Genomic DNA, 12,810 nt, shown 5'->3' with positions numbered 1-12,810 from the left:
TTAGTGCCTGTTTGTATTACCGTATTTACGATTCTACTTGTTTTTCTGACGTTGTAGAAGATAAAGCGGCGGAACCGTTACTTTCGGACAGTTCCGCCGTACCCTCTCTTTCCTTATAACATATCATCAAAAGCGTGTATCCCCACTTCGCGCTCGTCTTCCAGAACATGTGCGTAAACCATTGTCATAGTTATAGAACTATGTCCCAAAAGGTGGGATAGAGTTACGATATCATGTGTTTTCTTATAATACAGGGTAGCGAATGTATGCCGGCCGGTTTTTGAACTGATATCCTTTGTTATTCCTACTTTACCGGCTATAGTTTTCAGTACCCGGTTTATATCCTGATCCGTGGGAAGGTTCATAAACAGGTTGCCTTTTGTACGTCCGGCCCGATAATATTCATAGATATAACGTGCCGGGTCCGATAAAGGTACAGTTACCGGTATTTTGGTCTTGCCCCGTGTGTAATGAAGATCATTCCCTATGAACTGGTTTATCTGCAATGCTTTTGCATCGCCTATATGCAAAGAAGTAAAACAAAGAAACAGAAAAAAGCGAAGTACGTTCTGGGTACATTCTTCCAGGCGGCCGGACCGGTACAAGGCGGTCAGGCGGAGGAGTTCTTCTTCCGTCAGGTATATAACCTCACTTTTGGGGCGACGTATCTTTATGGCCGCGAACGGGTCCTGTTCCATATAACCGCCGCGTATGGCGGCACCTACATATATTTTGATAGTAGCCATGTTACGCCATGCCGTAGAATCCATGTTACCTATTTTGCGGAGATATGCAAAGAAAGACAGGAGAAATTCATGGGTAATCTCTGAAAATACAAGGCCGGGGGCGAATGTTTCCAGTTTCTTGATGATAGAAACGTGATGTTTCCAGGTACCGAAAGAAATAGTTTTGCTAATTTGTTTGAGGTAAACCCGTGCAAAATCAAAGAAGGTACCAAAATCGGAAGGATTGTTATAGTGACGAAAGAAACTTTCTTTTGTCAGCGTCTCATTTTTAAGACGGGCACGGACAAATATATCGCTTACGCGTGACCGGATGTTTGAGATGATTAGATTTTTGTCTTTACTTTCTTTGTCCCGGCCTTTTATCACTTCGTTTTGCTCATCCCATTCTTTGGACGTGACACTTAACCTTACCGCGATCCTTATTTTTTCGCGGTTGATATAAAATTCCACATACAGGGGGAGGCGGTCGGTCTTGCCTTTTTTGCCTTGTCTTACAATTCTTATTGCCGTCATTTTTATATGCCTATTTTATGCCTGTAGAGGGTATATGCCTACAAATATGCCTACACAGACAGGTTATTAAAAGTTAAACGGGGCGAAAGTAAAACGTTTAATATCAGCTATTTAAAAGAAAAATCCGGTAACATATGAATGTTACCGGATGTTAACTGTGATTCCGAAGCGATTCGAACGCTTGACCCACGCCTTAGAAGGGCGTTGCTCTATCCAGCTGAGCTACGGAACCATCCTTATTTGCGGATGCAAAGGTAGTGCTTTTTATGAAATTTCAAAAACTTTTCGTCACTTTTTTATTTATATTTTTTTTTATAACTATGAATCAGTAATTTATGAGGAGATAATATTTCATCTGTTTATGCATTATAATATGTATGGATAGCGAATCATTGTTTTTACGAAGAATAACGAACGTTATATTGCTTTCAAAAAGCTCAAAAAACTTAAATAGGGTTGTGTTTTTGTATTATAAGGCTTACTTTTGAGCGATAAACAACTAAAAACACATATAAGTTATGAAGAAATTTATTTTTTTATTTGCATTTTGTATTACAGTAACTAACCTTTTTGCGCAAACCGATCCTATTCAAATTAAGAAAGAAGGAAATGATGCATTTAACGCTAAGAATTATTCCGTAGCGTATGCCAAATTCAGTGAATATTTGAAGCAGACTAATAATCAAGATTCAGCAACGGCTTATTATTGTGGTATGGCTGCTAATGAAATAAAGAAGTATCCTGAAGCGGTTACATATTTTGATATAGCCATCGAAAAGAAGTTCAATATAGGAAATGCATATGCTCGTAAGGCGGCGGCTTTAGATGCATTGAAGAAGACTGATGAATACGTAGCTACATTGGAAGAAGGATTGAAAGTTGATCCAAATAATAAGGTAATGATAAAGAATTATAGCCTTCATTTCTTGAAAGCAGGACTTGCTGCCCAGAAAGCAGGTAAGGCTGAGGAAGCAGAAGAGAACTTTAAAAAAGTAATCCCTTTGAATCATAAGTCTTATAAGACGAATGCCCTTTACAGCTTGGGAGTTCTTTGCTACAATGACGGAGCTAATATTTTGAAAAAAGCCGCTCCTTTGGCAAATTCGGATGCTGATAAATATGCAGCAGAAAAAGAAAAAGCTGATGCCAGATTTAAAGAAGCAGTAGATTATTTGGAAGAAGCTGCCAAAGTATCACCGGAAAACGAAAACGTGAAGAAAATGCTTCCGCAAGTGAAAGCTGCCATGAAGTAATCAGATTCTTATAAAGAAGTATGAAGGGTTGCCGATAGACACATTTGGCAACCCTTTTTTATTGCATTTTTTTTAATCCATACTTTTTTGTGTACTTTTGCCGTTCCTAACACAGAAGGATTTTATGCATTTATATACCAAGGAACAGGCTGTCAAGCAGATGAATGAGCTGGGAATATCCCGTCGCCCTTTTATCTTTATTATAAATTACCTACAAGACGCTTCTTATGTAGAAGATGTTTCATCCGTAGATTCTGCAGAATTGCTTTATAATCTGAATGGATTTACCAATCAACCGGTATCAGACAAAAGCTATGAGGATTCGTTTCCAAATAATAAGGAAAAACATATTCGTTGGAAACCGTTGCCCGAATCTTTTGACGCTTATAGGCATTCATTTCATATCGTTCAAAGAAATATTTTTGCAGGAAACAGCTTTCTCACGAACTTGACTTGTCGCACTCCGATAGAAACCAACCTCACTCTGAAAGATATTTATTCCCGTTCGAGAGCTACCTATAAGTTATGGTTAAAAGATTCGTTTACAGTATTTTCTCCTGAAATATTTGTCAGAATCCATCAAGGAAGAATTTGCTCCTTCCCAATGAAAGGAACTATCGACGCTTCAATTCCTGATGCCGCCCAATTGCTGATAAATGATCCGAAAGAAGCGGCAGAACATGCCACTATTGTGGACTTGATACGGAATGATCTAAGCATGGTTGCCAATCAAGTATCAGTATCCCGCTACCGATATATTGATACCTTACGGACTAATCTCGGTTCTATCCTTCAGACAAGTTCGGAAATTCAGGGAACTCTGCCGGATGATTATCACGCGCACTTAGGTGATATTATTTTTAAGTTATTGCCCGCAGGATCTATAACAGGGGCTCCGAAGAAAAAAACGATGCAGATAATTCAAGAAGCAGAAACCTATGACAGGGGATTTTATACAGGCATTATGGGATATTTTGACGGTGAAAATCTGGATAGCGCTGTTATGATACGTTTCGTAGAGCAGGAAGGGGAAAAGATGTATTTCAAAAGCGGTGGTGGAATTACCTGCCAAAGTGATGTGGAAAGCGAATATAATGAAATGAAACAAAAAGTATATGTGCCTATTTATTGAAACCATCCGGATAGAGGATGGAAAGGTTTATAATCTTGACTATCATATAGAACGTTTTGATAGAACCCGTGCGATCTTTTGGAAAGACAGCGCCCCAATTGATTTGCGGGCGTTAATTTCGCCGCAATCGTTGGCAGGAGTATACAAATGCAGGGTTGTATATGGCAAAGAAATAGAAGAAATCACCTATGTGCCTTATCAGATGCGGGACATTTCTTCTTTGCGCCTGGTGGTAGCTGATACTGTCGACTATACGTATAAAAGCACGAACCGGGAAAATTTGAATGCCTTGTATGCCCAAAGGAAAACGGCGGATGATGTTTTAATAGTAAAAGACGGTTGTCTGACAGACACCTCTATTGCTAACGTGGCACTCTATGACGGGAAGATGTGGTGCACCCCTTCCCACCCATTGCTTCGGGGAACAAAACGCGCCGAGCTGTTGGACAAGAAGATTATTGTAGAAAAAGATATTCCACAGGCACATTTGGGGAAATATTCTAAAATCATGTTATTCAATGCAATGATTGACTGGGGATGTATCATACTGCCTGTTGATGACAAACATTTGATTCTATAAACTATTATTAACTGAAATATACAGAGAAGTGCTGAACAAAAGCCCCTTTTGTACTGTTATATTTATGTGTTTTTCATAGTATTAGATATAAGATTAATTAAAGAGATTGTACTCCACTTGTGAAAGCTAAAGTACGTCAGAGGCAGAAGAGTCTGTTTTTTTGATAAATGTGTTAGAGCATCGGTTTACCAGGCCGATGCTTTTTTTTATGTCCTTTTGTTCCCTTTTGTAGTTTATATGAAATAAAATTTGTACGTTTGTAAGATAATAATAGAAAATGATAAAGATGAACATACCCGTTATCTTTCAGTTTTTAAAAGATCTTTCCGCGAACAATAATCGTGAGTGGTTTAATGAGCATAAGGCAGAATATGAGATGGCCCGTGCTGAGTTCGACAATTTTTTGGCAACAGTGATTGCGCGTATTTCTCTGTTTGATGAAACAGTCCGGGGAATCCAACCCAAAGACTGTACCTATCGTATTTATCGGGATACCCGTTTCTCTACGGATAAAACACCCTATAAGATACATTTCGGCGGTTATATCAATGCGAAGGGCAAGAAGTCCGACCATTGCGGATACTATGTGCATCTGCAACCGGACGGTTCGATGCTTGCCGGAGGAAGCCTCTGTCTGCCTTCCAATATATTGAAAGCTGTCCGCCAATCTATTTATGATAATATTGAGGAGTTTGTTTCCATTGTAGAAGACCCGGAATTTAAGAAATACTTTCCAGTGATTGGAGAAGACTTCCTGAAAACAGCTCCTAAAGGTTTCCCGAGAGATTTCAAGTACATTGATTATCTGAAATGCAAGGAATATGTCTGTTCCTATAATGTCCCCGATAACTTCTTTACCCAGCCGGATGTATTGGAGCAGATAGATAAGGTGTTCCGCCAATTCAAGCGGTTTGCCGATTTTATTAATTATACGATTGATGATTTTGAATAATACCTAATATATAAACTTTAAAATTGAACTTATATGATAGTAGATACTTTAGAAAATTTGGAGAAATATGCGTCTTTAAATCCTTTATTTGCACAAGCTATTGAATTTCTGAAATCTCATGACCTTCAAGCCATGGAAATCGGTAAGACAGAATTGAAAGGAAAAGATCTGCTGGTGAATATTGCACAAACCAAGCCAAAGACCAAAGAAGAAGCCAGATTGGAAACACATAATGAGTTTATCGATATTCAGATTCCATTGTCTGGAACGGAAATTATGGGTTATACTGCTGCTAAGGACTGTGTTCCCACAGATGCTCCTTATAATGTAGAAAAGGATATTACTTTTTTTGAAGGATTAGCCGAAACTTATGTTGCCGTGAAACCGGGAATGTTTGCTATATTCTTTCCTCAGGACGGACATGCTCCCGGCATTACCCCGGATGGTGTGAAGAAAGTAATCGTAAAAGTAAAAGCATAATCTAAATTCAATTCTGATATGGAAAAGACACTTAATCTTATTAAAAATGACCCTTGGTTGGAACCTTTTGCCGATGCTATTGCAGGTCGTCATCAGTTTGTGCTGAACAAGGAAGCCGAACTGACTAACAAAGGCAAACAGACTCTTTCGGACTTTGCGTCAGGTTATCTTTATTTCGGATTGCACCGTACCGATAAGGGGTGGACTTTCCGCGAATGGGCACCGAACGCTACGCATATATATATGGTAGGTACGTTCAATAACTGGGAAGAAAAAGCTGCCTACAAGTTGAAAAAACTAAAGAACGGCAATTGGGAAATTAACTTGCCGGCCGATGCTATCCATCATGGAGACTTGTATAAACTGAATATATATTGGGATGGTGGTCAAGGTGAGCGTATTCCTGCTTGGGCTACACGTGTAGTTCAGGATGAACAGACCAAGATATTCAGCGCCCAGGTATGGGCACCGGAGAAATCCTATAAATTCAAGAAGAAAACGTTTAAGCCCAGCACGAATCCTTTGCTGATTTATGAATGCCATATCGGAATGGCACAGCAAGAGGAAAAAGTCGGGACCTATAACGAATTCCGCGAAAAGATACTTCCGCGTATTGCTAAAGAAGGATATAACTGCATCCAGATTATGGCTATCCAGGAGCATCCTTATTATGGAAGTTTCGGATATCACGTATCCAGTTTCTTCGCCGCTTCCTCCCGTTTCGGGACTCCCGATGAGTTGAAGGCATTGATTGATGCAGCTCATGGGTTGGGGCTTGCTGTGATTATGGACATCGTTCATTCACACGCTGTAAAGAACGAAGTGGAAGGATTGGGAAACTTTGCCGGTGATCCCAACCAGTATTTCTATCCGGGCGGTCGCCGCGAACATCCGGCTTGGGATTCTCTTTGTTTTGATTATGGTAAGAACGAAGTGATTCATTTCCTGTTGTCCAACTGTAAATATTGGTTGGAAGAATATAAGTTCGACGGATTCCGTTTTGATGGAGTGACATCAATGTTGTATTATAGCCATGGATTGGGTGAAGCTTTCTGTAATTATGGAGATTACTTCAACGGTCATCAGGATGACAATGCAATTTGTTACCTGACATTGGTCAATGAACTGATTCATCAAGTGAATCCGAAAGCAATAACAATTGCAGAAGAAGTTTCCGGTATGCCGGGATTGGCTGCGAAAGTGAAAGACGGCGGCTACGGATTCGATTACCGTATGGCTATGAACATTCCTGATTATTGGATTAAGACAATCAAGGAAAAGATTGATGAGGACTGGAAACCTTCCAGCATGTTCTGGGAAGTAACCAACCGCCGTCAGGATGAAAAGACCATCTCTTATGCAGAGAGTCACGATCAGGCATTGGTGGGAGACAAGACAATTATCTTCCGTCTGGTTGACGCTGATATGTATTGGCATATGCAAAAGGGAGATGAAAATTACATTGTCAACCGGGGCATTGCTTTGCACAAAATGATTCGTTTGCTGACGTCTACTACCATTAATGGCGGTTATCTGAACTTTATGGGAAATGAGTTTGGCCATCCTGAATGGATTGATTTCCCGCGCGAAGGGAATGGATGGTCTTGCAAATATGCCCGTCGCCAGTGGGATTTGGTAGACAACCAGAATCTGACTTATCACTATATGGGTGATTTTGATGCGGAGATGCTGAAAGTAATCAAGAGTGTGAAAGACTTCCAGGCAACGCCTGTTCAGGAAATATGGCATAATGACGGTGACCAGGTATTGGCATATGGACGTAAAGATCTGATATTCGTCTTCAACTTCAATCCGAAACAGTCATTTGTTGATTATGGTTTCCTGGTAGAGCCGGGAGCATATGAAGTAATACTGAATACAGACAATGTAGTATTTGGCGGAAATGGTTTGGCAGACGACTCTGTTGTTCATTTTACGATTGCCGATCCATTGTACAAACAGGAAAAGAAAGAATGGCTGAAACTCTATATCCCTGCGCGTAGTGCCGTAGTGCTTAGAAAGAAGAAATAATAATTTGTTCTAAAATAAAGAACCCTCGCAGATATTCAATGATTTGCGAGGGTTTTCTTTATATACATCATCCTGCGACCAAGCTATGTCATTTGCTTTCGGATACATTTTTCTGAAAGTCACTTGCCCATTGTCGGGCGGGGTGCCTGCGAAAGCAGATATGGATAACAGCAAAAGCAACAAGAATACTCCAATATTAATTTTCTTCATAATCCTTGAGTCTGGAGGGTTGTTTATTTACCTAAAACAGCCTTTGAGAACATTTGTTTGAGCGATATACATAAAATAACCCGGTCATTATGAGGACCGGGTTGCAATGAACTTATAAATCTTAACTTTTACTTACCTTTCACTTAAAAAGTAATTTTCAGAATCTTTCCATTGTAGGCTCCGACCGATACATCTGTCGGTTTATATGGCAATAAGCAGATTTCTTCTTTTGCGCCACTTATCAGGTCTATAGCTTGATAAGACTCCATCTGAGGAATTTGCAAAAAGTCGAAAGCATGTGAAGGTACATTGATTGCCACATCTGCCAGTTGACTGTCGAAATTGACAATGAAAAACAATAATTCATTTTTGTATTTCCGCATAAAGGTGTATTGCTTACGTTCGTTGAAACGCCAGCCGTTTATGTTGGCATACATCAAGTCAAAGAATACTCCTTTGCTGATTGCCGGTTCCTCATTACAAAGTGTCAGTATCCTCTGATAGATATTATAGAGCCGTTTGTGGTCTTCAGTAAGCATCTTACCGTCAAATTTGCCACCATTGCGCCAGCGGCGGATTGTGTCTACGCTCCAATAGTCAAATATGGTAGTCCTTCCGTCTCTTCCGCTGAATCCTTCACTGTCCATTCCCATTTCTCCGAATTCTTGACCGAAATAAATCATCATAGGATTCGTATTCATGCATGCCGAAACAATAAGCGCAGGAATTCCTTTGCGCGGATTGCCTGCGAAGAAGTCGGAAGCAATACGTTGCTCATCGTGATTCTCGAGGAAATTAAGCATTCTCTTCTCTATTCCGTTCAGGCTTTGCCAGCAATGCGTGATGGCAGCAGCGGATTCATATCCGCATGCTACATTGCGCAACGTGTCATATAAGCCTACCTTATCATACAAATAGTCAAACTTGCCACGCATCAGATAGTTGCGGTATTCATTCGGATTGTAGACTTCAGCGATGAAAAGAATTTCAGGATAAGCCTCTTTTACTTGCGGAATAGCCCATTCCCAAAACTCAACGGGGACCATTTCGGCCATATCGCAACGGAAGCCGTCGATATCTTTAGACGCCCAGAAGAGAAGTATGTCCAACATCTTAATCCATGTGTCCGGAATCGGGGAGAAATGGCAGGTGCCACCATTCTGATAATCCACCCCATAATTCAGTTTGATGGTTTCATACCAGTCGGTGATATTAGGAGTGGCGTCAAAACGATTATTGCCTGTTGCTTTAGCAGGGAATTCGTGATAAGGTTCTGCGGCGCCGTCTTTCATATCAAACTGTGCATGAAGTTCCGCTTGTGGAATATAATAAAAATTATTATAAGGGCTGAAAGCGATGTTTGAGTCATCGTTGGCTCCCAGTTCCGTTGTGCCATCCGGTTGTGCGTCCGAATGATACTGGCGGGCTACATGGTTGGGGACAAAGTCTATGATAACTTTTAGTCCCACACGATGTGTTCGGTGCACCAAGTTCTCAAATTCCTTCATACGTCCCGGCACATCGTTTGCCAGATCCGGGTCAACATCATAATAATCTTTGATAGCATAAGGCGAACCGGCTTTGCCCTTCACAATAGCGGGATGATCCGGGCTGATGTTGTATCGGCGATAATCTGTCTGGGTAGCATGTTCGATAATTCCTGTGTACCAAATATGCGTACTGCCCAGTTTCTTGATTTCTCCAAGTGCTTTGAGAGTAAAGTCTGCCATTTTACCGCAACCGTTGGCAGCTATATCCCCGTTGTAGACGCAATGGTTATTATTATTGCCGAACAGGCGGGTGAACACTTGATAGATAATTATTTTATTCTCATCATTCATATAGAGTAGATTTTAATATTCGTATTCATTGTTCTTCTCGGAAAATAGGGGCTATTTCCATATTTTTCCTTTTTTTTCCAGTAATTGATTCAGTACTTCGTTGGCTGTATTATATCCTTGCTCAAATATTTCTTCCGCTTTTTCCAATTCTGTGTTACTGTATCCGTAGAGGTTGTAAGGTTCAATCAGTAAATCGCATTTCTCCCTTTCGGGGAAGGTGTTGGCACGGAACATAAAGTGGAATGAGCGCATGGCGATGCTGACAATATTCATTTTATAATCTTGTGCCATGATTGGACTTACATTGACTGCTACCACTTTGTTGCATACTCTGCGGAGGGTAGAAACCGGAAGGTTCATCATCAATCCGCCGTCTACGTAGTTCGTTCCTTCAATGTTGACCGGAGCGAACATGACAGGCATACAACACGAAGCGGCTACCCGTTCGGCGATGGAACCACGGTGAAAGTGAACCATACGTCCGTGGTCAAGGTCAGTTGCCGTAATGATTAAGGGAATCTGAAGGTCTTCCAGATTCTTTGCTTTTACATTGGTACGGAGAAAATCAATAAATTCGCAAAGGTCAAATAATCCTTTCTTGGGGATTACCAGTTTGGTCAGATCCTGAAATTTGTGCCCGGAAAAGTAGTCCAGCACTTGGTGAGGTTCATTACCGTCTGCGTAGAAGACTCCCGCAAGAGCTCCGGCGCTAACTCCGGAGATAATATCCGGTTTGATATCATGCTCTAAGAGAGCCTGCATTACGCCCAAATGAGCGAATCCTTTAATAAATCCTCCACTTAGAGCATAACCTAGCTGATACTTCCGGTTCGCCCAATTGTTTGTATATACCTCCATGAGTTTTTTTCTTTCTTTAATTCGCTACGAATTTAGTGAATTTATTGAAAGTAGAAGGAATATAACAGATAGTTTTTACTATGTCGGATGGAAACTTTACTCTAATGCTACGTCGGTCAGAACCCGAAATCGTCTATTTCAACCTTCTGCTCTTCGCTTTCTTTGAATCTGGATATGGTATAGCTTGATTTGTCCGCTTGGTCTTTGGCATCCTGTTTGGATAGTTTATCGGTGAATGACGGAGCAAAATCGGAAACGGAATGTTGTTTCCCAGGTTTGGCAAGCAGGTCTTTTTTCGGATTTATAGTGCCGTCCCTTTCTTCGGTACGAACAGGTTTGTCATATCCGCCTGTTCGAGAGTGAGTAATTCTATCTTTTTAGAAATACCGCCTGCATATCCTGTCAGGCTGCCATTGCAACTTACAACCCGGTGGCAGGGTATGATAATGCTAATCGGATTATGCCCCACCGCATTGCCTACCGCTTGCGTTGACATGGACGGCAGTCCGTTCCGATGGGCTATTTCTTTGGCAATATCCTTGTACGTAATGACTTTGCCGTAAGGGATTTCTTTTAATATTTTCCATACGGAGAGGCGGAAAGGAGTGCCTTCCAAGTGTATGTCAGGCATGAAGCCGGGATTCTTTCCGCTGAAATAGCAATCGAGCCATTCTTTGGTTTGCTCAAATACGGGCAATGTTTTTTCTTCGTGTTCAGGAGACAACGAAGCGGCAAAATATTTCTGCCCGTCAAACCACAAACCTGTCAAGGAATCACCGTCACTTGCGATTGTTATTCCGCCGATAGGGGAATGATATTTGTAAATGTATTGCATATAACGTTATATATAAGGTGGTGTCTTTTACAAAAGTAGCATTTTATTTTTTTAATAATATCTTTTTTACCTCTGTTTTTGAATATTCACCAGAAAGAAAACGAAGATAAGTTGCAGACATTGGCTCAATTACCGGATAGCTGCGTTGCGTCTGCCGATTGTCTGGAACAACAACGGGCTATTTTTGAACAATACAATGTATTTAGTCCGGCAATGATTGACGGCATTATCCGTAAACTGCGTAGCTATGAAGATAAGACACTGCGTGCGGACTTGGACGGAAAACCGCAGGAAATGCTTGATTTGGTTCATAAGTATTTCCATTGCGGATAGTTGTAATAACTGATATATAAAGAGGCTGTCTTCACATCAGGGAGTTCAGCCTCTTTTTTTGTTCATTTTACATTTTAGAAATTATTGCTGTCCGGTAAAACTTTGACATGATAGGAAATGGACTATTTTTATCTCATACAGCATGAAACAGACTCGTATAGATGTCTTTTAAGGGCTTTTTGATGCTTAATGCTACCAATTTCACATCGCCTCAAATGACAAGCCCTTTTTCGTAAAACAGGTGTAACTTATTATATTTGTAGAGAATATATGATTTTGTCGTTTTTTACCGGACAGCAATATTTAGAAATAAACCACTCAAAAATAACCTGTATCATAAGCAGTCGATAATAGAGGGAAAGAGCGTTAAGTATTGGCCTATTTTCATAAAAAAGATGTTTTGAGAAAAGAAAAAGGAGGGGGTATAGTGCATTATCTCCCAATAATGCTTTCCTTTGTGCCAACAACAATAAAAAGGTTTATTACGATTTGATTTTTTACGTGTATCTTCTCATTGATTTGAGCATATCCATCTCTAATTAAGATCTTCCCAGAACTTTCTTGTTGAATTATTAATTTTTTATATTTGTATTTTATGAATTTGTACATTGGAAATCTTAGCTATAACGTTAAGGAATCAGATTTGAGACATGTAATGGAAGAGTATGGAACGGTTGCTTCAGTAAAGTTAATCACAGATCGGGAAACAAGAAGATCAAAAGGCTTTGCGTTTATCGAAATGCCGGATGATGCAGAAGCTAACAATGCTATCAAACAATTGAACGGTGCAGAATATGTAGGTCGTTCAATGGTAGTGAAAGAAGCATTGCCAAAGAACTAATATTGAATAAATAGATAGTGATTGCTATTTGTTATGGCTCTGCAACATCCGTGCCCAAGGTTTTCCATTCGGCGGTTCACTCCGGACGCTTAATCTTGGTTAACGGACTGATAAAAAAACGAAAAAACAAGCTCCTTCCGGAGACTTCCCCACGATTCCGTTTTTTTGTCTTTTCCCCGCTTGTCCGCTGCTTTTTCGTCACTTC

Annotated in this window: 11 protein-coding genes, 1 tRNA gene and 2 pseudogenes; 8 read left to right on the top strand and 6 right to left on the bottom strand. The window is 40.4% G+C overall.

Features of this window, described 5'->3' with window-relative positions; all coding sequences use genetic code 11:
• Nucleotides 1–113 precede the first annotated feature (113 nt).
• Nucleotides 114–1,259 (bottom strand): site-specific integrase, encoded by a 1,146-nt coding sequence (locus NSB03_RS04990; RefSeq protein ID WP_024987492.1) that lies wholly within the window; start codon nt 1,257–1,259, stop codon nt 114–116.
• Nucleotides 1,260–1,417: 158 nt separating this feature from the next.
• A tRNA-Arg gene (locus NSB03_RS04985) sits at nt 1,418–1,491 on the bottom strand.
• A gap of 286 nt (nt 1,492–1,777) precedes the next feature.
• Here NSB03_RS04985 and NSB03_RS04980 point away from each other — a divergent pair.
• The 6 genes from NSB03_RS04980 (at nt 1,778) to NSB03_RS04955 (ending at nt 7,687) form a co-directional block, all read left to right on the top strand.
• On the top strand, nt 1,778–2,512 hold the full coding sequence (locus tag NSB03_RS04980; RefSeq protein WP_024987493.1) for a tetratricopeptide repeat protein: 735 nt from the start codon (nt 1,778–1,780) through the stop codon (nt 2,510–2,512).
• Between the two features lie 124 nt (nt 2,513–2,636).
• Nucleotides 2,637–3,644, top strand: coding sequence for an aminodeoxychorismate synthase component I (locus NSB03_RS04975; protein WP_024987494.1), 1,008 nt, complete (start codon nt 2,637–2,639; stop codon nt 3,642–3,644).
• Nucleotides 3,628–4,224 carry an aminotransferase class IV family protein gene (locus NSB03_RS04970; RefSeq protein WP_024987495.1) on the top strand — a complete coding sequence of 199 codons (597 nt, stop codon included), beginning with the start codon at nt 3,628–3,630 and terminating at the stop codon, nt 4,222–4,224. The genes NSB03_RS04975 and NSB03_RS04970 overlap by 17 nt, the downstream gene beginning before the upstream one ends.
• Before the next feature lie 277 nt (nt 4,225–4,501).
• Complete coding sequence (locus NSB03_RS04965) at nt 4,502–5,176, top strand: DUF2461 domain-containing protein (RefSeq protein ID WP_162222460.1); 675 nt, start codon at nt 4,502–4,504, stop codon at nt 5,174–5,176.
• Nucleotides 5,177–5,209: 33 nt separating this feature from the next.
• Nucleotides 5,210–5,656 (top strand): NanQ anomerase/TabA/YiaL family protein, encoded by a 447-nt coding sequence (locus NSB03_RS04960; protein WP_024987497.1) that lies wholly within the window; start codon nt 5,210–5,212, stop codon nt 5,654–5,656.
• 18 nt (nt 5,657–5,674) lie between these two features.
• A complete protein-coding gene (locus NSB03_RS04955) occupies nt 5,675–7,687 on the top strand; it encodes an alpha amylase C-terminal domain-containing protein (RefSeq protein ID WP_136013737.1) in 2,013 nt (670 codons plus the stop codon).
• Between the two features lie 60 nt (nt 7,688–7,747).
• On the opposite strand, the pseudogene NSB03_RS04950 reads toward NSB03_RS04955, so the two are convergent.
• The 4 genes and pseudogenes from NSB03_RS04950 to NSB03_RS04935 form a co-directional block, all read right to left on the bottom strand.
• Nucleotides 7,748–7,897: pseudogene (locus NSB03_RS04950) on the bottom strand (PepSY-like domain-containing protein); the annotation flags it as partial.
• A gap of 143 nt (nt 7,898–8,040) precedes the next feature.
• Nucleotides 8,041–9,738 (bottom strand): alpha-amylase family protein, encoded by a 1,698-nt coding sequence (locus tag NSB03_RS04945; protein WP_024987499.1) that lies wholly within the window; start codon nt 9,736–9,738, stop codon nt 8,041–8,043.
• A 51-nt stretch (nt 9,739–9,789) separates the two neighbouring features.
• Nucleotides 9,790–10,596, bottom strand: coding sequence for a patatin-like phospholipase family protein (locus NSB03_RS04940; protein ID WP_024987500.1), 807 nt, complete (start codon nt 10,594–10,596; stop codon nt 9,790–9,792).
• A 301-nt stretch (nt 10,597–10,897) separates the two neighbouring features.
• On the bottom strand, nt 10,898–11,431 hold the full coding sequence (locus NSB03_RS04935) for a methylated-DNA--[protein]-cysteine S-methyltransferase (RefSeq protein WP_024987501.1): 534 nt from the start codon (nt 11,429–11,431) through the stop codon (nt 10,898–10,900).
• A gap of 78 nt (nt 11,432–11,509) precedes the next feature.
• Here NSB03_RS04935 and NSB03_RS04930 point away from each other — a divergent pair.
• Nucleotides 11,510–11,764, top strand: a pseudogene (locus tag NSB03_RS04930) (glutamine synthetase); the annotation flags it as partial.
• A 595-nt stretch (nt 11,765–12,359) separates the two neighbouring features.
• Nucleotides 12,360–12,605, top strand: a complete 246-nt coding sequence (gene rbp / locus NSB03_RS04925; RefSeq protein ID WP_024987503.1) for an RNA-binding regulator — start codon at nt 12,360–12,362, stop codon at nt 12,603–12,605.
• The last annotated feature ends 205 nt before the right edge of the window (nt 12,606–12,810 follow it).

Origin of the sequence: Bacteroides acidifaciens, assembly GCF_024623065.1 — a bacterium.
GTDB lineage: Bacteria > Bacteroidota > Bacteroidia > Bacteroidales > Bacteroidaceae > Bacteroides > Bacteroides acidifaciens.
This window is presented reverse-complemented; position numbering and strand designations above follow the sequence as displayed.